Origin of the sequence: Dialister hominis (assembly GCF_007164725.1) — a bacterium.
GTDB lineage: Bacteria > Bacillota > Negativicutes > Veillonellales > Dialisteraceae > Dialister > Dialister hominis.
Window position 1 is genome coordinate 1,173,057 of sequence record NZ_AP019697.1, and the last position, 21,541, is coordinate 1,194,597.

The 21,541-nt window shown below is 45.5% G+C and carries 16 protein-coding genes; 2 read left to right on the plus strand and 14 right to left on the minus strand.

Annotated features, from left to right (window positions below; translation table 11 throughout):
• Positions 1–7: 7 nt before the first annotated feature.
• The 9 genes from gatC to Dia5BBH33_RS05560 form a co-directional block, all read right to left on the minus strand.
• Positions 8–292: an Asp-tRNA(Asn)/Glu-tRNA(Gln) amidotransferase subunit GatC gene (gatC, locus tag Dia5BBH33_RS05520; RefSeq protein ID WP_022382420.1), complete on the minus strand. Its 285-nt coding sequence runs from the start codon at positions 290–292 to the stop codon at positions 8–10.
• Between the two features lie 155 nt (positions 293–447).
• Positions 448–2,448 (minus strand): NAD-dependent DNA ligase LigA, encoded by a 2,001-nt coding sequence (ligA, locus tag Dia5BBH33_RS05525; RefSeq protein ID WP_143332539.1) that lies wholly within the window; start codon positions 2,446–2,448, stop codon positions 448–450.
• 2 nt (positions 2,449–2,450) lie between these two features.
• Entirely contained in the window at positions 2,451–4,661 is a 2,211-nt protein-coding gene (gene pcrA, locus Dia5BBH33_RS05530; RefSeq protein WP_143332540.1) for a DNA helicase PcrA, read from the minus strand.
• Between the two features lie 87 nt (positions 4,662–4,748).
• Positions 4,749–5,693: a manganese-dependent inorganic pyrophosphatase gene (locus tag Dia5BBH33_RS05535; RefSeq protein ID WP_022382424.1), complete on the minus strand. Its 945-nt coding sequence runs from the start codon at positions 5,691–5,693 to the stop codon at positions 4,749–4,751.
• Between the two features lie 167 nt (positions 5,694–5,860).
• Positions 5,861–7,159, minus strand: coding sequence for a phosphopyruvate hydratase (eno, locus tag Dia5BBH33_RS05540; RefSeq protein ID WP_143332541.1), 1,299 nt, complete (start codon positions 7,157–7,159; stop codon positions 5,861–5,863).
• A gap of 52 nt (positions 7,160–7,211) precedes the next feature.
• Complete coding sequence (gene tpiA / locus Dia5BBH33_RS05545; RefSeq protein ID WP_143332542.1) at positions 7,212–7,958, minus strand: triose-phosphate isomerase; 747 nt, start codon at positions 7,956–7,958, stop codon at positions 7,212–7,214.
• A 4-nt stretch (positions 7,959–7,962) separates the two neighbouring features.
• A complete protein-coding gene (locus tag Dia5BBH33_RS05550; RefSeq protein WP_144269409.1) occupies positions 7,963–9,150 on the minus strand; it encodes a phosphoglycerate kinase in 1,188 nt (395 codons plus the stop codon).
• A 2-nt stretch (positions 9,151–9,152) separates the two neighbouring features.
• The gene (gene gap, locus Dia5BBH33_RS05555) at positions 9,153–10,163 is read right to left on the minus strand and encodes a type I glyceraldehyde-3-phosphate dehydrogenase (protein ID WP_162849343.1); all 1,011 of its coding nucleotides are present in this window, start codon (positions 10,161–10,163) and stop codon (positions 9,153–9,155) included.
• Positions 10,153–11,193 carry a sugar-binding transcriptional regulator gene (locus Dia5BBH33_RS05560; RefSeq protein ID WP_022382429.1) on the minus strand — a complete coding sequence of 347 codons (1,041 nt, stop codon included), beginning with the start codon at positions 11,191–11,193 and terminating at the stop codon, positions 10,153–10,155. The genes gap and Dia5BBH33_RS05560 overlap by 11 nt, the downstream gene beginning before the upstream one ends.
• Positions 11,194–11,744: 551 nt before the next feature.
• Here Dia5BBH33_RS05560 and Dia5BBH33_RS05565 point away from each other — a divergent pair.
• Both Dia5BBH33_RS05565 and Dia5BBH33_RS05570 read left to right on the plus strand, forming a co-directional pair.
• Positions 11,745–12,698: a nitronate monooxygenase gene (locus Dia5BBH33_RS05565; RefSeq protein WP_022382430.1), complete on the plus strand. Its 954-nt coding sequence runs from the start codon at positions 11,745–11,747 to the stop codon at positions 12,696–12,698.
• 109 nt (positions 12,699–12,807) lie between these two features.
• Positions 12,808–14,385, plus strand: coding sequence for an IS1182 family transposase (locus tag Dia5BBH33_RS05570; RefSeq protein WP_143332102.1), 1,578 nt, complete (start codon positions 12,808–12,810; stop codon positions 14,383–14,385).
• Positions 14,386–14,560: 175 nt separating this feature from the next.
• Here Dia5BBH33_RS05570 and Dia5BBH33_RS05575 read toward each other — a convergent pair whose 3' ends face one another.
• From Dia5BBH33_RS05575 to folP, 5 genes are all read right to left on the minus strand, one after another.
• The gene (locus tag Dia5BBH33_RS05575) at positions 14,561–16,162 is read right to left on the minus strand and encodes a putative polysaccharide biosynthesis protein (protein WP_108849644.1); all 1,602 of its coding nucleotides are present in this window, start codon (positions 16,160–16,162) and stop codon (positions 14,561–14,563) included.
• 123 nt (positions 16,163–16,285) lie between these two features.
• Positions 16,286–19,639: a transcription-repair coupling factor gene (mfd, locus tag Dia5BBH33_RS05580; RefSeq protein ID WP_232518104.1), complete on the minus strand. Its 3,354-nt coding sequence runs from the start codon at positions 19,637–19,639 to the stop codon at positions 16,286–16,288.
• Between the two features lie 15 nt (positions 19,640–19,654).
• Positions 19,655–20,110, minus strand: a complete 456-nt coding sequence (gene folK, locus Dia5BBH33_RS05585; RefSeq protein ID WP_231939210.1) for a 2-amino-4-hydroxy-6-hydroxymethyldihydropteridine diphosphokinase — start codon at positions 20,108–20,110, stop codon at positions 19,655–19,657.
• Between the two features lie 68 nt (positions 20,111–20,178).
• Entirely contained in the window at positions 20,179–20,541 is a 363-nt protein-coding gene (gene folB / locus Dia5BBH33_RS05590) for a dihydroneopterin aldolase (protein ID WP_231939209.1), read from the minus strand.
• A gap of 16 nt (positions 20,542–20,557) precedes the next feature.
• Positions 20,558–21,409, minus strand: coding sequence for a dihydropteroate synthase (gene folP / locus Dia5BBH33_RS05595; RefSeq protein WP_232518119.1), 852 nt, complete (start codon positions 21,407–21,409; stop codon positions 20,558–20,560).
• Between the last annotated feature and the right edge of the window lie 132 nt (positions 21,410–21,541).

A 21,541-nucleotide genomic window follows, 5' to 3' on the forward strand; every position in this document is an offset into this window, starting at 1 on the left:
CTCCCGCTTAAATAATTTTTGGTACTTTAAAATATCCATCTTCACTTTCAGGCGCATTCATAAGTGCCTGTTCATTTGTGAAGGATTGATGTGGTTTATCTTCACGCATAACGTTATACTGTTCTACTGCATGTACCGTTGGCGCAACATCTGTCGTATCATACTGGCTGAGTTCTTCCATATGAGTCAGAATGCTGTTCATTGATTCACGCATTTTTTCCAGATCCTCCGGAGAAAACTCTAATCTGGAAAGAAGCGCAATCTTCTTGGCTTCCTCAATTGTGATTTTCATAGTACACTTCCTTATCTTGTATTTTAACCAGAAAAAACCTTTTTCAATTATATCACAGATACGGAAAAACCGTATAAATAAGGCTTTGATCTGTTATAGAAGAGCATTGCTGCATCCTTTTTCCCTCTTATGCATCAAGAATGCGGAAACATTCATTACGCTCTTCCAAGTCTTGCCAGAAATTCTTCTTCACTAAGGACAGGGATTCCTTTTTCTCTGGCCTTGTCCAGTTTGCTTCCTGCGTCTTCCCCTGCTACGACAAGGGTCGTATGGTTCGTGATGGAACTTTGGACAGAGCCGCCCTGGCTTTTGATGAGATCTCTTGCCTCGCGCCGCCCCATGCTGGATAATTTTCCTGTCAGCACGACCATTTCACCTTCAAAGGCGCTTCCTGTTTCCTCTTCGACGGCTGCTTCCATCATGACGCCTGCGCTTTTAAGCTTATCCAGTACCTTCATATTTTCCATATCATGCAGGTAGCTGTACAAACTTTCAGCCGTTGCCTTGCCGATTCCGTCAATACTCTGGATATCATCTGTGCCGGCATTTTCCAGCTCCTCCATGGTATGGTACTTTCCGGCTACGAGCTCAGCACCTTTTGCACCAAGGAAACGGATGCCCAGGCCAAAGAGCAGTTTTGCCAATCCGCTTTCCTTGCTCTTTTCTATTGCTGCAATCAGGTTTCCGGCACGCTTTTCTCCCATCCGTTCAATCTGTTCAAGCTCATCCTGAGTAAGCCTGTAGAAATCACCGGGATCAGAAACAAGCCTGTATGCCAGAAGGCTATCGACCACTGACGGCCCCATTCCCTCGATGTTCATGGCATCTCTGGAGGCAAAATGCACCAGCTTTTCGCGGACTATGCCGCCGCAGTTCGGATTTGTACACCTGTAAGCGACTTCGCCGGCAGGACGTCCCACAGGGCTTCCGCATACCGGACAGACTTCCGGAATTTCAAATGGCTTTTCAGAACCATTTCGTTTTTCCTTCAGCACGCGGTCTATTTCCGGAATGATTTCCCCGGCTTTGTAGATCTTTACGTAATCCCCTTCGCGGATATCCTTTTCTTTAATGAAATCCATATTATGGAGGGTTGCTCTTTTTACGACTGTCCCTGCCAGATGGACCGGTTCAAGATCGGCAGATGGTGTCAGGACTCCTGTCCTTCCAAGAGTTACGACAATTTTTTCAACTTTAGTCTCGGCCTCTTCCGGCGGGTACTTGTAAGCCATGGCCCAGCGCGGATCCTTGACGGTTGCGCCAAGCTTTTCCTGCTGCGCAAAGTCATTGACTTTTATAACCATTCCGTCAGTGTCGTATCCAAGATCATGCCTGCGGACTTCCCAGTCATTGACGCCCTGGATGACTCCTTCAATGGAATCCCATTTCTTATAATTCGGGTTTACCTGGAAATGGAATTCGGAAAGTTTCATCAGAAGCTCTTCCTGCGAGGAAATTTCAAGGCCTTCAATGTCGCCTAATGCATACGCGAAAAAAGCCAGATTGCGGGCAGCCGTGACATGCGGATCAAGCTGGCGCAGGGAACCTGCTGCTGCATTCCTGCAGTTTGCAAACGGCATGAGTCCGGCTTCATCCCTTTCCTCATTGAGCATGATGAAGCTTTTTCTCGGCATGTAAACTTCACCGCGGACTTCCATATATGGCGGAGCGTTTTCTATGTAAAGCGGAATCGTATGAATCGTTTTTACATTGCTTGTAACATCTTCGCCGACTCTTCCGTCGCCTCTTGTCAGCCCCTGCGTCAAAACGCCGTTTTTATAGATCAGGTTCATTGAGAGCCCGTCGATTTTGAGCTCCGTAATATACTGGACGTGGTCTGTTTCAAGCCCTTCCTTGACCCTGCGGTCAAAATCCCGGAGCTCATCGGCGCTGAACGCATTGGCAAGGCTCAGCATAGGCTTCCTGAATCTTACCTTCTGGAAATCATCCGTTGCCTTTCCCCCGACTCTCTGTGTCGGAGAATCCGGAGTAACAAGCTCAGGATACTTTGCCTCTATGTCTACAAGCTTTCTGTACATATGGTCAAATTCATAATCTGAAATTTCAGGCTTGTCCAATACATAGTACAAGTAGCTGTGATGACGAAGCTCCTTTTTCAGTTTTTCGGCTTCTTCTCGCACATCTTCAGGAACCATAATCATTCTCCTTTCGTTATTGGAGCAAATGCAACCATGACCTGACGAATCTTATTTCCCGGGAATTCAATCTTCAGCATCATTTTGCTGTCCGATCCCATAACTGCAACGACTTTCCCCTTCCCCCAGAGGTTATGTACAGCCGTATCTCCTACCTTCCAGTCATAGCGTTTCGGCTCTTTCTGCGGTTTTGGCTTATTCACAACGGATACTTCCGACATTGCATAATCGACTCTGCTGGCCGTCTCCCGCCTTCTTGCCTGGAAAGCCCTGTCCTGCCGTTCATCAGACTCGACATGCGTCAGGAGGTCCTGAGGAATTTCATCAATAAAACGGCTGGGAAGGTACGGCTTGATCTGACCATACATCGTGCGCATATGGGCATTGGATAAATACAGCTTTTCCTTTGCTCTGGTCAAAGCCACGTAGCAGAGACGGCGTTCCTCTTCTAGTTTGGACTCATCCATCAGAGAACGGACGCCGGGGAATATGCCTTCATCCATTCCGGCCAGGAATACAATCGGGAATTCCAGTCCCTTGGCACTGTGGATCGTCATCAGTGTCACTCTGTCATTTTCATTCTCATACGTATCCACATCGTTGACAAGAGCAACCTTTTCAAGGAAATCTGATACTCCGCCTTCCGGATTATCATTATTGAAATCCTTGGCAACAGAGAGAAGTTCACCAAGGTTTTCCTCACGGCTCTGTACCTGCGGATCCTTGCTTTCCTGCAGCTGTTCCAGATACTTCGTATCCGTCATTATTTTCTGAAGCAGGCCAAAGACATTCGTCTCGGTAGATGCATTCAGGAACTCAAACATCATGGCTATGAAGTTCTGGAGCTTTGTCTTCGTAGATGAAGAGACATCAAGCCCGTCCAGATCCATCATTGCTTCGAACATGGATGTATTTCTTTCGTTGGCGTAATCGGAAAGCTTCTGTACGGTTGCCGCCCCTATTCCGCGCTTGGGGACATTGATGATACGCATAAGGCTGACATTATCTTTAAGATTGGATACCAGCTTGAGGTATGCAAGCATATCACGGATTTCTGCGCGGTCATAGAATCTCGTCCCTCCGACCATCGTATATCCGATTCCGCTTTTTACGAGCGCTTCTTCAATGACTCGCGACTGCGCATTCATACGGTACAAGACAGCCATATTTCCATACAGCTGATGCTCCTCATTGTGTTCTTTTCTCATCGTATTTACGATGAAATCAGCTTCACTGTGCTCATCGGAAGCTGTATAGAGGATAAGAGGCTTGCCCTGGTTGTTTTCTGTCCATAACCGCTTGGACGGTCTTCCGGAGTTATTTTGAATGACTGCGTTTGCCGCATCCAGAATCGTCTGCGTCGAGCGGTAGTTCTGTTCAAGTTTGATCACCTTGGCAGACGGATAATCCTGCTGGAAATCAATGATATTCCTGAGATCGGCGCCGCGCCAGGAATAAATACTCTGGTCAGCATCACCGACTGCACAGATATTCTGATTCTTTCCTGCAATAAGTTTTGCCATCAGGTACTGTGCATGGTTCGTATCCTGATATTCATCGATCAAAATATAGTGGAATCTGTCCTGCCAGCGTCTCCGGATTGATTCAATCGATAAGAGCTTTGTCGTCATGAAAAGCAGGTCGTCGAAGTCAAGCGCATTGTTCTGCTTCAGATGCTTGTCATAAGATTCATATACATCGGCAACCTTCTGTGCAAAGAAGTTCGATCCAACCTGCGCGCGGAATGCTTTCGGCTCAAGCAGCTGGCCCTTTGCTGAAGATATATGCGCCTGAATGATATTGGGCTGGAACTGCTTGTCATCCAGATTCAGTTCCTTAAGTATATTTTTTATGAGTGTTTTGGAATCATCCGAATCATAAATCGTAAATTTATCATTATATGGAGGATAATTGCTGATTTCACGTCTGAGGAATCTTGCGCCGAAGGAATGAAATGTATACATCCAGATTTTGTCAGCAGAAGGCCCCACAAGAGCATGAATACGTTCCCTCATTTCCTGGGCAGCCTTGTTTGTGAAAGTGATTGCCAGAATTTCAGACGGACTGATTCCCGATTCCATCATGTAGGCAATCCTGCAGGTCAATGACTTCGTCTTGCCTGAACCGGCCCCTGCCAGGATCAGGACTGGTCCGTCTATCTGCTTTACCGCTCTCAACTGCTGGTCGTTTAATGTGTTTAAATAATTAGACAAATCCTCAAATCTCCTTAGTGTAAAAAGAAGAACCCATAAATGACTGTACCTGTCAAAAATGAGTTCTTCCTACATTCATCGAATCAATTATTTTCCGTATACTTTTAACAGGAACGGAGCTACCTGTTTCTTACGGGACATGACCTTAGGAAGATATACACATCTATCTTCCGCTTTCTTGCCGAAAGCTTCTTCAGCTGCAGCTTCAGCGCCGCTGGTAAACCAGAGATATGTATCTTCTGTCAGAATATTGGTAACCATCAGGTAGGAAGCTTCATACTGTTTTTCTGCCTTGGTTTCCTCAAGAACTTTCATGATATCTGCGCGCTTGGCTTCGATCGGTTCAAGATCCATAACAGAAATCTGACCGCAGCTGAAAACTTTTCCGCCTGCTTCAAATTCCTTGGTATCATTGTGAGCAAGCTTTTCTGCCGGGTAATCAGAAATGTCAGCGCCTGCCTTAAGCATTTCCATGCCGTAAGCTTCATAATCGACGCCTGCAATTTCTGCCAGTTCCTTGACTGCAGCCTTGTCTTCATCTGTTGTAGTCGGGGATCTGAACAGAACTGTATCAGAGATGATCGCAGAAAGCATCATTCCGGCAACTTCTTTGGACGGTTTTACTCCATTTGCCTTGTAAAGGCCGTAAATAACGGTGTTTACGCATCCTACCGGGCGGATCAGGATGAAAATCGGATTTTCGGTTTCAAAATCACCCAGTCTGTGATGATCGATCAGTTCAAGGACTTCTGCATCCTTTGCGCCGTCTACGCACTGCTTGGATTCATTGTGATCGACAAGAATCAGTTTTGTCTTTTCATCATCCGGATTCTTTCTTGCAGTGCTTTCCAGTAAAACAGGTGCTTCTACCTTGAAATAATCAAGTGCGAACTTTGTTTCTTTGTTTGGTTCCCCTGCTCTGGCTGCTACGGCATCAACGCCAAGCTGTCTTTTCAAATAGGAATAGGAAACGGCAGCAGCTATACTGTCTGTGTCCGGTGATTTATGACCGATAACAAATACTTTACTCATGTTGTCTCTCCTTTGTAATTTATGGTCCAAATAATTTTAACGTTTTATACCGTCTTATTGTATCATTTCTTCATAATGATTGCACTAATTTATTGACATGCTGTATATGATGCATAAAAAAAGGGCTGTGGCAAAATGATTGCGCATTTTGTCACAGCTCCGTTTTTTTATTTTTCAAATATACGCAGCTTGCCGGCAAGCCCTTCGCTTCCATAGCAGGCATCTGCATCAAGTCCTTCTTCAATGCGGAGGAGCTGGTTGTATTTTGCAACTCGTTCAGATCTGCACGGCGCTCCTGTCTTGATCTGTCCTGCATTCAAAGCAACTGCCAGATCAGCAATTGTCGTATCTGCCGTTTCGCCCGAGCGATGGGAAATAACAGCTGTGTAACCGGCTCTCTGTGCCATCTGTACGGCTTCAAATGTTTCAGTCAGCGTGCCGATCTGATTCAGTTTAATCAGAATGGAGTTGGCAACGCCTTCTGCAATTCCTCTGGAAAGACGTTCTGTATTGGTAACGAAAAGGTCGTCCCCAACAAGCTGTACTTTGTCTCCCAGTGAATCTGTCAGAAGTTTCCATCCTTCCCAGTCTTCTTCTCCAAGCCCGTCTTCAATGGAAACAATCGGGTACTCGGAAATCAGGTGATCGTAGAATTCAATCATCTGTTCAGCGGTCTTTGCTGCATGATCTCCGGATAAATGGTATAAGCCGTCGTCGCCAAGGAGTTCAGATGCAGCAACGTCAGTAGCAAGGACAATATCGCTTCCTGCAGTATAGCCTGCTTTTTCGATAGCTTCGCAGAGAAGTTCCATAGCTGCTTCATTGGACGGAAGATCCGGAGCAAATCCGCCTTCGTCTCCAACTGCAGTAGAAAGTCCTCTATCCTTAAGAACAGCTTTTAAAGTGTGGTATACCTCAGCGCACATGCGAAGGCCGTCCCTGAAGCTGGAAGCTCCGACAGGCATGATCATGCTTTCCTGGATATCAACATTGTTGTCTGCATGAGCGCCGCCATTAAGTACGTTCATCATCGGAACAGGCAGTACGTGTGCATTCACTCCGCCAAGGTACTGGTAGAGCGGAAGTCCAAATGAGTTGGCTGCAGCATGAGCAGCAGCAAGGGATACGCCAAGAATGGCATTTGCACCGAGTCTGCTCTTGTTTTCGGTTCCATCAAGGTTGATCAGAATATGATCCAGCCCTCTCTGATCACTTGCGTCCCAACCGATAACGGCATCTGCAATTTCACCATTTACGTTATCTACGGCTTTAAGAACACCCTTTCCGCCATACCTTGTCTCATCTCCATCACGAAGTTCGGTGGCTTCAAAGATACCGGTAGAAGCACCGGACGGAACTCCGGCGCGGGCAAATGTCCCATCCTCCAGTGACATATCGACTTCCAAAGTAGGATTTCCACGTGAATCTAAAATTTCTCTTGCATGAAGATCCGTAATGACTGCCATAATCTAACTCCACCTATACCCTTTCATCTGTCCCTTTAATAAAAATGATTTCTCAAGCTTTCTGATAAATAGAAATGAATTCTTCTGGTTTTAAGCTGGCCCCACCGACCAAAGCGCCGTCAATATCTTTTTCTCCAGTAAAATCGTTGATATTTCCGGCATTGACAGAACCGCCATAGAGAATCCGCACCTGATCTGAAACTTTTTTCCCGGCAATATTTTTAACAATCTGCCGAATCAGCTTTGCAACCGCTTCTGCTTCATCTGCAGTTGCCGCTGCGCCCGAGCCGATCGCCCAGATAGGTTCATAAGCGATAACAACATTTGAAACCTTATCAGTGGGGATTTTCTCAAGAGCTGCCCTTACCTGTGTTTCTATTTTCTCCTCTGTTTTCCCTGCATCATGTTCATCCTTTGTTTCACCGACGCAAAGAATCGGAGTTATATCGTGATCCAGTGCACATTTTACTTTCCTGGCAATAAATTCATCGCTCTCTCCCAGGATCTCTCTTCTTTCAGAATGTCCGCAAATGACATACGTGCATCCAAGATCCTTGAGCATAAGAGGTGAAATCTCTCCGGTAAAAGCTCCGCTTTCCGCCGGATACATATTCTGTGCGCCAAGACCGATTGATGATCTGCTTATAAAAAATTTGGCAACTGGAATATCGGTAAAAGGAAGAATGAAAACCAAATCTACATCTTCCCTGGCTTTTACTTTAAACTTTTCAAAATAGTGACCTGCCTCCGTCACCGTCTGATTCATCTTCCAATTTCCTGCAATTAACTTTTTCCTCAAATTATCACTCCTTGTCAGCAAGGATTGCAACGCCCGGAAGAATCATTCCTTCAAGCATTTCCAGCGAAGCGCCGCCGCCTGTCGATACATGAGAGAATTTGTCTCCGATTCCAAGCAGATCAACAACCGATGCGGATTCTCCTCCGCCGATGACAGTCGTCGCATTGAGGGATGCCATAGCCTTAGCTATTGCATAGGTTCCCTTTGAGAATGGTTCCATTTCGAAAACGCCCATCGGGCCATTCCAAACGACAGTCTTCATTTTCTGCAAAGTTTCAACATAAAGATCAATGGTCTTAGGACCGATATCAAGCGCCATCCACGGGCTGGAGAATTCTTCTGCCGAAAGAACCTTTGTCTTTGCTTCAGCGGAGAATGAATCACCTGCCATGAAATCAACCGGCAGCATGATGCTTGATCCAAGATCATTTGCCTTCTTCATAAGGTTTCTTGCCAAATCAAAGCGGTCTTTGTCCTGCAAGGATTCGCCCATGTCATAACCCTGGGCTGCAACGAATGTATTCGCCATGCCGCCGCCAATCAGGATGACATCTGCCTTTTCCATCAGGTTTGCAATAACCTGGATCTTGTCACTAATTTTTGCTCCGCCTATAATCGCAGCAAATGGCCTTTCCGGATGTTCAATGACGCCGTCAAGGAAATCAATTTCCTTTTTAAGAAGAAGGCCGGATACCATAGGCAAAAGTCTGCCAACGCCTACGATGGATGCATGTGTACGGTGGGATACGCCGAAAGCATCGTTAACAGCCAGATCGCATCCTTTGACAAGTGCTTTGGCAAAATCCGGATCATTCTTTTCTTCTTCCTTATGGAATCTTAAGTTTTCAAGAAGAATAATCTCGCCCGGCTTCAGTTCTTCTTTGGCCTGATCAGCTTCGGGTCCAATGCAGTCCGGAATGAATTTGACTTCTTTTTGTAAAAGTTCTGCCAGACGGGCTGCAGCAGGACGGAGAGATAATTCTGCTTTATATTCGCCCTTCGGCCTTCCCATATGACTGGCCAGGACAATGGCTGCGCCCTGATTCAGAAGATACTGAATTGTTGGAATTGTAGCCCGGATTCTGCGGTCATCCAGAATATTCCCCTCTTTATCATGGGGAACATTATAATCGACACGGATGTATACAACCTTTCCTTCAGGCTTAAGATCATACACTGTCTGCTTGTTCATCATTACAGTCCTTTCGATGCAACATAAGCTACAAGATCAATAATACGCATTGAATAACCCCATTCGTTATCGTACCATGCAATAACTTTGACAAGATTGCCGTCCATAACCATGGTGAGCAGGCTGTCAACGGTAGAGCTTACATTTGTTGTGCGGAAATCGCTGGATACAAGGGGTTCATCCGTATAAGCAAGGATTCCTTTCAATTCGTCTTCAGCGGCTTTCTTCAATGCTTCGTTGACTTCTTCCTTTGTAACTGTCTTTTCCAGTTCAACAACCAGATCGACCAGGGATACGTCCGGGGTCGGAACGCGGATAGCCAGTCCGTTCAGTTTGCCTTTCATTTCAGGAATGACAATGCCGATTGCCTTTGCTGCGCCTGTGGAAGTCGGAATAATGTTTTCTGCAGCAGCACGGCCTCTTCTTGGATCCTTCTTGTGTGCTTTTTCAAGAATAGCCTGGTCATTCGTATAGGAATGAACGGTTGTCATAAGTCCGCGTACAATGTGGAACTGTTCATGCAGTACTTTTACAATCGGAGCGAGGCAGTTTGTCGTGCAGGAAGCGTTGGAAATAATATTGTCTGCCTTCGGGTCATATGTTTCTTCATTGACGCCCATAACAATCGTTGCGTCATCATCTTTGCCCGGTGCTGTGATAATAACCTTTTTCACAGTTCCCTTGATATGCTTTCCGGCGCTGACTTTATCTTTCAGCTTGCCTGTGGATTCTACAACGATTTCAACACCATACTTGCTCCAGTCCAGATGCTCCGGATCACGATTCTGGAAAACATGAACACGTTTGCCTTCAATGATCAAATCGTCGCCGTCAATTTCTACCTTTTCATCAAGTCTTCCGTGAACAGTATCGTATTTAAGAAGGTAAGCAGCTGTTTCAACCCCGCTTGGATTGTTAATAGCAACGACTTCCAGATCGTCCCTCTTCAGCATGCCGCGAAATACGAGTCTTCCAATTCTGCCAAATCCATTAATTCCGACTTTAACCATGATCTTTGCAACCTCCTGTTGTCGCTTTTTCACCTGAAACTAGTTGAAGTATTTTTCTGCCGGCCCCTTCATCAGTAATGAGGACTCCGCGTATTCCTGCTCTTGCCACAGCAAGGATCGCTTCCCCATTATGACTTCCGCCTGCAGTAATTAATATATGTGGTATTGCTGGTATATCGTCCCTGGAAATGCCGACATTGTACAGGCGATATAAGATTTTCCCTTCCGCATTGACATATAGTCCCAAAGCTTCGCTGGATACATTTTCCTTTTCCAGCCGCCTCGTTACATCTGATGGAAGTTCGTGATACTTCTTAATATCCTCTGCACTGTCTATACCAGTAACCAATATACCCGCTTTTGAAAACAATTCTTCTGTCTGATTGATCTGCGGCAATTCTTTTTTCAGCTTGTAGAAAAACTCGGGACTCAATCCATCCGGTATTTGAAGGATGTGATACTTCCCTCCTAATTTTTCAGCCATATGAGCTGCCACATTATTTGGTAAAAAATCTATTCTCCTGCCAAATCCTCTTCTGATCGGTAAAACATCCACATTCATGTGAAGCTTTGGGAGCATTTCCGCCAGTTCAGCCATCAATGCTCCGCCGCTCACTGCCACTATGTCATCATCTCTTATAAGACGAATCAGGGCCAAGGCGGCCTCCTGGGCTATATCACCTCTTACTGACTCCTTCTCATCAGAATCTCCCCGCACCAGTATGACCTTTTTCATCGATAAGATTTTCTGCAAAGATGCTGCCATCTTATCGGAAAAAGGACTTTTCCGGAAATAATGGGAAAGCGGCTCCAGGAGTGATTCACCCTTGCTGGTCAAACTGATCCCGGAGGGCCTGTAAACCAAAAGCCCGGTCCGCTCCATTTCTTCAATGTGTTTCCGAATAATGCTGTCTGACAATTCCGTCTGTACGGTTAAAAGATGTCTTCCGACCGGTTGTGCTGCATGGATCTGTCTGAGGATTTCATACCGCTCCTGTGCTTCAATCATCATCTCCGGCACAAGAAGCATCATTAAGGAGTCCCCTTCCACCTTTATCACTTCCGTATCATATATTTATGAAATTAGGGATAGAGAAAAGCCTGAACTCTACCCTTACAGTATATCACGCAGTTAATAATACTACAACAACTGCCGTTAATTCTATAATTAAGTATACATTATTTAACCATAATGTGCATTAAAATTATGTAATATATACTTATTCCTATATTTTACGTGCAGGAAAGGCTGATATTTCCACATTGACTCTCTTCTAAAATCAAAGCCTTTATCCGTTTTTATATCATTTCCTCATCATGGTTCATTTCAGGCAGATATTTTCCTATGTTTTCTCATTACATGAAATTTGCGCATTGCATAGCAGCCAAAGGGTTACTTTCATGCATTCATTATGCATTTGTCTTCCGGTAATCCGCATGATAGGGCTTAAAACTTACCTATTCCACATAAAGCAGGTATAATGGGAAAAGAATAATAAACCGGTCTTCATAAGGCATCAAGCAAAGTCCATTATGAAATTTCACTTTAATCCGGTATTTTCATATCGCAAGGAGATGGATATTATGTCATGGAACACAAAGTTAACGAAGCTCCTCAGTATTGATTACCCCATTATTCAGGGTGCAATGGCCTATATTTCAGACGGAGTGCTGGCGGCTGCAATGAATCATGCAGGCTGCGCAGGCGTCATAGGCTCGGGCGGATTCTCTGCAGATGAAGTCAGGGACAGTATCAGGACAGCCAAAGACATTCTGGGAAACGGGAAATGCTACGGCGTCAATTTAATGCTGCAGGCGCCAAACGTCGATGATGTTGCTCAGGTGATCTGTGATGAGAAAGTCCCCTTCGTAACCATTGGTGCAGGCAATCCCCTCCCATGGTTTGAACCTCTTCATCATGCAGGCATCAAATGCATTCCGGTTGTTCCAAATGCAAAGCTTGCCAAGCGTGTGCAGGATGCCGGAGCTGATGCCATCATCGTCGAAGGCATGGAAGCAGGCGGACATGACGGTAAAGTGACACTCATGGCTCTCCTGGAAAACATTCTTCCCGACATCGAGATTCCACTGGTTGCAGCCGGAGGCATCGTGGACGGAAGAGGTGTTGCGGCATCTCTGATCATGGGCGCTTCAGGTGTCCAGATGGGTACACGCTTCCTTCTTGCTGAGGAATGCCACCTGCTTCACCCCAATGCCAAGCAGGCCATCATCAATGCCAACGATACGGATTCTGTCGTCTGCGGCTTCACTACCGGAGACAGTGTCAGAGGATTAAGAAATAAGTTCTCTGATAAGTATCTGCAGGAAGAATACAGCGGTGCTCCTTTGAGCACCTTGACTGCACTTTCCAGAGGGACAAACAGAAAAGGTGCCATTGAAGGCGACACAGAAAACGGCTTTATCCTCGCCGGCATGTCACTGACCCATTTGACAAAGATTCAGCCCGTACAGGAAATCGTTGAAGATATCGTATCCGAAACAGAACGCTGCCTGGCAAATGCCAGCCGCGTCATTTAAATCAGCTGCATAGTAAAAAGGGGATGTGACAAAATTCATCCCAACAAAAAGGGCTCTGCCCCGGATCATTTGGTCCGGGGCAGAGCCTTTCGTGTTATAATTTTTTACAATGAAAAATAACAACACTAGCAATCATTTTACCGCAGAACAAGGCATTTTGCCAATGTTTCCCTCTGAGATTCTCAATGTCGATGATCCTGTTTTAATGTATGACAGATTTATGGAGGAAATCGATCTTAAAAAGTACCTTCGTTACATACCGACGCGTGGCGCTGGCAGACCCAGGTATAATCCCGTCAACATGCTGAAAACGATCATCTATGGTTTCGCAGAAGAAGGATATTGCTCTTTTAGAAAACTTGAAGATAATTGCAGGGTTAATATCAGATATATGTACCTGATGAATTATGAAGCCCCATCCTATCGGACATTCTGTCATTTCGTGAAGGGCTTTCTTAAGTATTCTCTCAAGGATATCTTTTATTCAATTACGAAAGAACTCTGCGGCAAACTCAACGTGGATTTGCAGCATATATATATTGACGGTTCCAAGTTTGAAGCGAACGCAAATAAATACAGCTGGGTATGGAAGAAATCCGCTGAAAAATCCCGCTACAAGCTTTTTGCCAAGATTACCAGCCTTTTTGAGTTACTCAATGATGATCTTAAGTATGACCATATGAGTGTAAACATCAATACAGAATACGCTCCGGACTATCTGCGTCTGGTATTGGATAAATTAAAAGAAATCTGGCAGATTGATGAGACGGCCTTTGTTCATGGAAGCGGGCATCGCAAGTCCGATCATCAACGCAAGTATGAGCAGCTTAAGGCATATACATCAAAACTTGAAGAATATGTTGAGAAGATACAGATATGCGGTACTTCCAGAAACAGTTATTCGAAGACCGATACGGATGCAACATTCATGCGAATCAAGTCGGACTACATGGGAAATGATCAGCTTCTGCCTGCATACAATGTCCAAATAGGTGTTGCCGATGAATTTATTGCCGTAATTGATGTTAACCAGTATCGTTCAGATATGGATTGCTTCGTACCGCTGATGGAGGAATTCCACGAAGTCTATGGGGCTTATCCTAAGTATCCTGTGGCAGATGCAGGATATGGATCTTTCAACAATTACATCTATTGCGAGCAGCACGGTATGGAAAAGTATATGAAATTCCCCATGTACAAGAAAGAAACGAAAGACAAGAAATACCATACCAATCCGTTTCGGCCAATAAACTTTAGAGTTGATGAGAATGGAACCATCCGTTGTCCAAATGACAGGGCTTTCAAATTTATCTATAGACATCTGGTCAGAGGGAACTTATACGGCAGGCAGGAGGAAGTATTTGAATGCGAAGACTGCCAAGGATGCCCGCTGGCAGAGCAATGTAAAAAGACCCCGAAGAACAAAAGAATCTCATTGAGCAGAGAACGGAATAACATGTACCAGGAGGTTCAGGATAATCTGGAAAGCATCCATGGAGCCCTGCTAAGAATGAACCGGTCAATCCAGGCTGAAGGAACTTTTGGAATCATGAAACATGACAGATGGTACAAAAGAATCGTCAGAAAAGGGATAGATTCTGTAAAAGCCGAGTTATACCTGGTAGCACTTGGCTATAATTTAAGGAAATACATCACAAAAATAATGCGTATAAGGATTGCCGCCTAAGACAATATAATTAAAAGTCTTATGGGGGTAAGGGGGCTTACGCGCATTTTTACGTAAAAGGCTTACAGCAGAGCTAAAAATGATGAAATAAAGACGCAAAAAAGAGGCTGCAACAAAATGATTAACCATTTTGTCACAGCCCCTTTTTACTATGCTTTCATTCCTAAGCAATATATTACTTTTTGAAACTCATCTTTTCCACAATAGCGGCCAGACGTGTGCCGATCTTTGGGATTTCCCTGACATCATCAGGAGTTACAGCACGAATCAGCACGATACCGACAAGGTAGACAACTCCGCCCAGGGCAATTGCAATCAGGGTAGAAAGCGTATTGCTGTGAATCAGGCTGTAAAGAGCGTGATAAGAGCCATAAGCAACCACGCCCATAACGGCTGCTGCAATGAAGAGCTTGACCGTATGCTTTATGTCCATCGTGTAATGTCTGTATTTATAAAGGAAAATCAAATTGAGAATGGCTGCAACGCCAAAGTCTGCATTTGTTGCCCATGCCGCACCTAAAACGCCCCAGCTTGGGAGAGCCGTGAGGTTCCATGAAAGGAACATCTTGCAGCACGCGCTGGCAACCATGTTCAGGAAAGGTATGGCAGTCTTGCCCATCCCCTGCAGAACGCCCGTTGTTACCTGCTGCACGCCAAGAAGGAAAATGCCAAAGCTCATGATTGCAATGCACGGACCAGCATCCGGAGTTGCATAAAGCATGGCAGAAATTGGTGTGGCAATCACACACATTCCGACAAAGGAAGGAATGGTAATCAGATTGGCCAAGCGCATCGCGGTATCTGTTCTTTTGAGTACCATGTCGCCGCGTTTCTGCGCGATAGCTTCCGAAACGAAAGGAACAAGACTTGCTGCCAGAGATGCCGTAACGATGGTAGGCATGTTGACAAGAGCCGTTGCCATGCCGGTCAGATAGCCGAAGAATGTTGTTGACTGTTCAATCGTAAAACCAGCAACTTCAAGTCTTCTTGGAACAATGAAAAGATCGATCAATGAAACGATCGGAAGCATGATATTTGCCAGCGATACAGGAATGGCAAGAACAAGCAGTCTTTTGATAATTGTCTTTACACTCTGCGGCTTGATAGATGGATCCTGCTCAGATGCCAGTTCATTTCTCCATCCGCGGGTCATGTAGTAGAAAACAAGAAGTGTCAGTATGCCGACAAAAGCACCCGGTGCTGCACCAAGGGTTGCGCCGGCAGCTCCGTATTCCAGTCCATAAGGAAGAAGGACGACGGCGAAAAGAATCATGGCAACAACACGGACGACCTGTTCAAGTATCTGTGAAACAGCTGTCGGTGTCATCAGCTGAAGACCCTGGAAGTAACCTCTTAGCGTCGCAAGAAGCGTTGCACAGAAAACAGCCGGGGACAAAGCAAGGAGTGACCAATAGGCTCTCTGGTCGCGGACAATTTCACTGTCGACCAGCCACTGGGCCCCGAAGAAAAGCAGGAGACTGAAAAAGAGTCCTGTCAAAACCAATGTCACGAGCGATATACGGAATACCTTCTGCCCGCCAAAGTAATCGTTGACTGCGTTTCTTTCTGCAACCATGATTGAAATAGCCACAGGAAGACCTGCTGACGATACCGAAAGGCAAAGCAGGTAGATCGGATAAGCCATCTGGTAGAGCCCAATCCCTTCGCCGCCAAGAAGTCTTGACAGATAGATACGACTGAATGCCCCAATGAACTTGACGATAATCCCTGCTACCGTCAAGATCAACGCACCCTGGATAAACGAATTTTTACGCATTTTTCACCTGATTAAAAAATATGGAAAAGCCCCTCAAAAAAACATAACTTATATAGTCATAACAGATTTGCTAATAAATGTAAAGCAGAATCCCGTAAATGCAGAGTTCTATGCACTGCAAATCTAATGGGAAGAATGATGGATCTCGCTCATCAGCTCATCCAGGAAACCGCCAAGCCATTTCATGGGGCTGCCCTTGATTCCTGCCTTCCTGATTCTCAGCCTTGCCGGATTTCCCGGAAGGAAATGCAGGTATGGAACAAGCGCTTTTGGCAGAAGGTTGGGATTCCATCCACGCATGAAATCCTCATCCGCCCATGTAAGAAGCATGGAATCCCCTTCGTCAATGACACTCCCTATTCCAAGTTTCCTGGCTTTTATTCTGACCAGGGAAATGGAAAACAGTTTTTCGGCCGGTTCTGTCGGGGTTCCATAGCGGTCGACTGCCTCATCGATCAAATCCGCCAGCTCTTTCTCATCTTCCACGGATGCCAGTCTTCTGTAAATTTCCATCTTCTGCTCTTCATTGCTGATGTACTTGGAATCCAGGTACGCATCCTGACGAAATTCGATAGTGGTATTCGGCAGTTTCTTCGGAAGGGGCTTATGCTCTCTTTCTGCCATCAGACGCTGCACAGCCTCCTCAAGCATGGAGCAGTACGCTGCAAACCCGACGCTTGCGATATTGCCATGCTGGGCAGATCCCAGAAGATTGCCTGCCCCGCGGATTTCCAGATCGCGCATGGCGACTTTAAAGCCGCTCCCGAGTTCAGTAAATTCTCTTATGGTGTTCAGACGCTTTTCTGCAACTTCGCTAAGCACTTTATCCTTATTATAGAAGAACCAGGCACGTGCAATTTTATCGGAACGCCCTACCCTTCCGCGCATCTGATAAATCTGGGAAAGTCCAAGCTTGTCTGCATCATAGACCAGCATCGTATTGGCATTTGGCTGATCCAGCCCGTTTTCGATCAAGGTTGTGCAAAGCAGGACATCATGCTTTCCCTGATAGAAATCAAGCATCACTTTTTCAAGGACTGCACCATCCATCCGGCCATAGGCAACTCCAATCGATATCGTATCCGGCAGTATGCTCTTCAGATGATCCAGCATGGCAGGCATCGTCTCAATCCTGTTGTAGACAAAGAATGACTGGCCGCCGCGTTCCTTTTCCCTAAGAATCGCGTCAATGACAATGGAATCATCGTACTCGCTAACATAGGTCTGGATTGCATGTCTTCCAGGAGGCGGCGTTGTGATCGTGACCATATCACGAAGTCCTGTCAAACTCATATGGAGCGTTCTTGGTATCGGTGTTGCCGAAAGAGTCAATACATCGATTCCCTCTGCCAGTGATTTTCTTCTTTCTTTCTGTACGACACCGAAGCGCTGCTCCTCATCTACGACCAGCAGTCCCAGTCTCCTGCACTTAATCTTTTTGTTCAGGACAGAATGAGTCCCAATGACAACATCCAGTTCGCCGGATTCAAGCTGATGGAGGATCTTTGTCCTTTCAGAAGCCTTTGTGAATCTGTTCAGCACCGCAATATTGACGCCAAAGGAATCCATGCGGGACTTGAAGTTTTTATAATGCTGCTCTGACAAAACCGTCGTAGGACACAGAACCATAGCCTGATAGCCGCTCATGACACATTTAAAAACGGCTCTCATCGCCACTTCCGTCTTTCCAAATCCAACGTCCCCGCAAAGAAGCATGTCCATCGGTGTGGGCTTTTCCATAGCCTTCTTGATGACGGAAATAGCATTCTCCTGATTTTCTGTTTCAACATAAGGGAATGAATCTTCAAATTCAACCTGTTCTGCCGTATCCGGCGCAAAGGCAATACCCTTTGCCAGTTCACGCTTCGCGTACACGTCCAAAAGCTTTTCAGCCAGTTCCTGAATGGATTTTTTCGCCTTTGAGCGGATTTTTTTCCAGTTGGCTCCGCCCATGGTATGAAGGCGCGGCGTTTCTCCTTCCGGACCGATATACTTCTCCAAAGTACCAATCTGGTCTACAGGAAGATAAAGCTTATCCGATCCTGCATACTGGATGGTAATGTAATCCCTGTGGACACCGGATAATTCAATCGTGCGTATGCCAAGGTACCTGCCGATTCCATGTACCTGCTGAACAACATAGTCCCCCGGATTCAGATCGGAAAAGTAACGGATCTGCTTTCTTGATCCGCTTGTACTGTACTTTCTGAGTTTCTGCCTGCCAAGAATATCGCCGGCTGTAATCAGGGCCAGATTAAAATCGGAAAGTTCAAACCCCTCTGTCAGGACGCCATCAAGGAGAACCACTTTCCCCTCTTCTATATCAAGAGACATGGGTATCTGATGGTCCGTTAATATTCCCTCGATTTCGCGCTTCTCGGAGGCCCTCGGGATGACGATTGCAGTTTTCCAGTTCTTATTCAGAAGGGATTTCAAATCGGCCGTAAAAATGGGAATCTGCCTCTGATAATTCGTCATCTCCTGCCCGTTCCAATTGTGGTATACCGAAGGCTTGAACTCCTCCAGTTCCCTCTTGAGAAGCGAGAATACCATTTCCTGATTCGTTTGTTTCCGGGCTGTATGAATGAGCTCGCTCCAGAGGAAAGCCTTGCCCGCATTGGCTTTTTCTTCCTTAAAGAACTGCTTTAAGGATTCCTCACCCCTTTGCGGTTCATCATAAAAGACGATCCCATGATCCAGGTAAGAGAGAACGGATGAATTCTTGCTGCCCTTTACGGCAACAGGAAATACGCTTTGACTTTCCAGTGTTTCGATGGAGCGCTGGCTGTCTACATCAAACAAACGTATGCTGTCAATTTCATCACCGAAGAATTCAATTCTCACCGGATGAATTTCATTGATCGGATAAATATCGACGATATCGCCCCTGACAGAAAAATGTCCGGACCGCTCAACCTGATCGACTCTTTCGTACCCCAGATCCTGCAGTACTTCCAGGACTTCTCTTCTTTCGATTTCACTGCCTAACTCAAATTTATATAAATGATCCTTGATAGAAGAAGGAGCTGAAATTTTCTGCGCAGCTTCTACTGCGGCCGCAATAATGATGCTCTTTTCACCATTGATCATTGCAGACAAGGAGCGCATGCGCTCCCTTAACCTTTCCGTACTGGAAAAAGTGCCTTCAAAACCTGCCTCTTCCACGACAGGAAATGAAAATATTCTGGCATCGGGAACAAAAAACTTTAGATTTTCTTCCCACCGGAAAATATCTTTCTGCGTAGGAACCACAATAACAGCCGTATTATATTTCGCCAGGAGAGACGCAGCCGCCAGAGATTTCTGAGACCCGCTGATCCCGTTGATGATTACAGATTTTCCCGGATGGTTCTGGTCGATTAAGGATGTCAGCCTGTCTCCAATCATCTGAACCAGCTCAGGCCCCTTTGTGTTCAAATCTGAAGTTTCCTCTTTTGCATTTTCTTTTCCATCAATCATCTTATTTTTTTCTGCCATCATTTCACCTCCTGCCTACCATGCAATGTCCGTTTTCTCTACATCCTTATATCCATCCAGTTCCAGAATCCTCTGGTGGATTCCTTCACCATTAAAGACGAAATCAGGATATATTTCTTCCAAAGGGACCAACACAAAGGGCCGCTCCCAGAAAAATGGGTGCGGCAATTTCAGAAAATCTGTATTGCTTTCTATTTCACTGTTATAAATCATATCCAGATCCAGCGTCCTTGGTCCCCAGTGCCTGATGCGGATACGGCCGAATGATTTTTCCACCTGCAGCAGAAATTCCATCAGTTCTTCAGGTTCCCCTGTCCATGAAACTTCAATTACGGCATTCAGGAAAACGGCCTGCTCCGTCAACCCCCATGGCTTGGTCTTGTAAAGGGATGATTTCTTCAGGACCCTGAGTCTTTCATCCTGATTCAGCGTCCTGACGGATCCAGAGAGAATCTCAGCTGAATTTCCCATATTAGATCCCAGCGAGATAATATAAGAATTCCTTTTCAATGAATTCAACATTTGATAAACCGTCAAACCTATCTTTCTTTTTTTATCGTAACGGATACATCATCCAGGATGCCGGGAATGGGAGAACCCGGCTTATGGACAGTAGTCACGATTTCTTCAACCTGAGGAAATTTTTCCATGACATCTTCATTGATCACGCCTGCCAGTTTTTCCAAAAGCTTATAGGGGCCTCCTTCGGCCGCGCGCTTCACAATCTGGAAAACTTCCACGTAATTTACGGAATCATTCAAGTCATCGGTCCGGCTGACTTTGGACAGATCTGTGCCGATCACGACATCAATATAAAATCGCTGTCCCAATGTCTTCTCTTCCGGCTCATCGCCATGATAACCGAAAAATGCCATATTTTTGAGTTTAATATAATCCATCATTCACACCCTGCCATCGTCAATTTTCCTGATTGAAATGATTTAAAGCATCCCATACCTTGATTTCACGGGCGCTTATTTTAACGTTATGAACACGGAATATAGAGCATCCTTTTCCAATCCCCCAGAGATTGACCGCAGCGGTTCCTTCATCTCTTTCAGGTGCCGGAAGATCCAGGATTGCACCGATGAAGCGTTTTCTGCTTACTCCTAAAAGCCAGGGGAAAGGAAATTCCCTCGTCAGTTCATCCAGACGTGTCAGGACTTCCATGTTCTGCTCTGCCGTTTTGCCAAAACCGATTCCCGGATCCAGAATGATCTTATCCTGCTCTACGCCGGCCCTTACAGCAATATCAATGGAACGGTCAAAGAATTTTTTCATACTCTCCAGGATATCTTCATCATATGTTTCTCCATCCTGGTTATGCATGAGGACTGCCGGCACTTTATATTCAGCAGTTACCCTTGCCATGCTGCCGTCATCATACTGGAATCCCCAGATATCATTGACGATATGCGCCCCGGCCCGAAGTGCTGCGTCCATTGTCTCATAATGGTATGAATCGACAGATACAGGAACCGGAGAGCACGCTAAAATGGATGGAAGAATCTTCATCAATTTGTCTGTCTCATCCTTTGCCGAAAGGGACGTGAATCCCGGTCTTGTTGATTCTGCCCCTATGTCTACAATTGCTGCCCCATCTTCAACCATATCCTTCGCATGCTTCATGGCAGTTTCCAGCGTATTCCATTTCCCGCCGTCCGAAAATGAATCATCCGTTATATTTAAAACTCCCATGACAAGAGAGTCTCTGCCAATATGAAGTTCTTTGCCATCGTTCCATGCATATGATCTCATCTGTCTTGCTATCAACAAAACCCTCTCCTCTTCTATAAACAATCGTTTTTCAAAATTCTGAATTTACTAAATATCCAATATTATAACACGATTGGACTCTTCCACAAAAATCAGGAAACGTTATAAAAAGGATGAAGCTCCGTT

What these genes read in the sequence shown, in the direction of transcription:
- gatC (WP_022382420.1), bottom strand. Translation starts at nt 292, where the DNA reads ATGAAAATCACAATTGAGGAAGCCAAGAAGATTGCGCTTCTTTCCAGA.
- ligA (WP_143332539.1), bottom strand. Translation starts at nt 2,448, where the DNA reads ATGGTTCCTGAAGATGTGCGAGAAGAAGCCGAAAAACTGAAAAAGGAG.
- Dia5BBH33_RS05535 (WP_022382424.1), bottom strand. Translation starts at nt 5,693, where the DNA reads ATGAGTAAAGTATTTGTTATCGGTCATAAATCACCGGACACAGACAGT.
- eno (WP_143332541.1), bottom strand. Translation starts at nt 7,159, where the DNA reads ATGGCAGTCATTACGGATCTTCATGCAAGAGAAATTTTAGATTCACGT.
- Dia5BBH33_RS05550 (WP_144269409.1), bottom strand. Translation starts at nt 9,150, where the DNA reads ATGAACAAGCAGACAGTGTATGATCTTAAGCCTGAAGGAAAGGTTGTA.
- Dia5BBH33_RS05560 (WP_022382429.1), bottom strand. Translation starts at nt 11,193, where the DNA reads ATGATGCTTCTTGTGCCGGAGATGATGATTGAAGCACAGGAGCGGTAT.
- Dia5BBH33_RS05565 (WP_022382430.1), top strand. Translation starts at nt 11,745, where the DNA reads ATGTCATGGAACACAAAGTTAACGAAGCTCCTCAGTATTGATTACCCC.
- Dia5BBH33_RS05570 (WP_143332102.1), top strand. Translation starts at nt 12,808, where the DNA reads ATGAAAAATAACAACACTAGCAATCATTTTACCGCAGAACAAGGCATT.
- Dia5BBH33_RS05575 (WP_108849644.1), bottom strand. Translation starts at nt 16,162, where the DNA reads ATGCGTAAAAATTCGTTTATCCAGGGTGCGTTGATCTTGACGGTAGCA.
- mfd (WP_232518104.1), bottom strand. Translation starts at nt 19,639, where the DNA reads ATGGCAGAAAAAAATAAGATGATTGATGGAAAAGAAAATGCAAAAGAG.
- folK (WP_231939210.1), bottom strand. Translation starts at nt 20,110, where the DNA reads ATGGGAAATTCAGCTGAGATTCTCTCTGGATCCGTCAGGACGCTGAAT.
- folB (WP_231939209.1), bottom strand. Translation starts at nt 20,541, where the DNA reads ATGATGGATTATATTAAACTCAAAAATATGGCATTTTTCGGTTATCAT.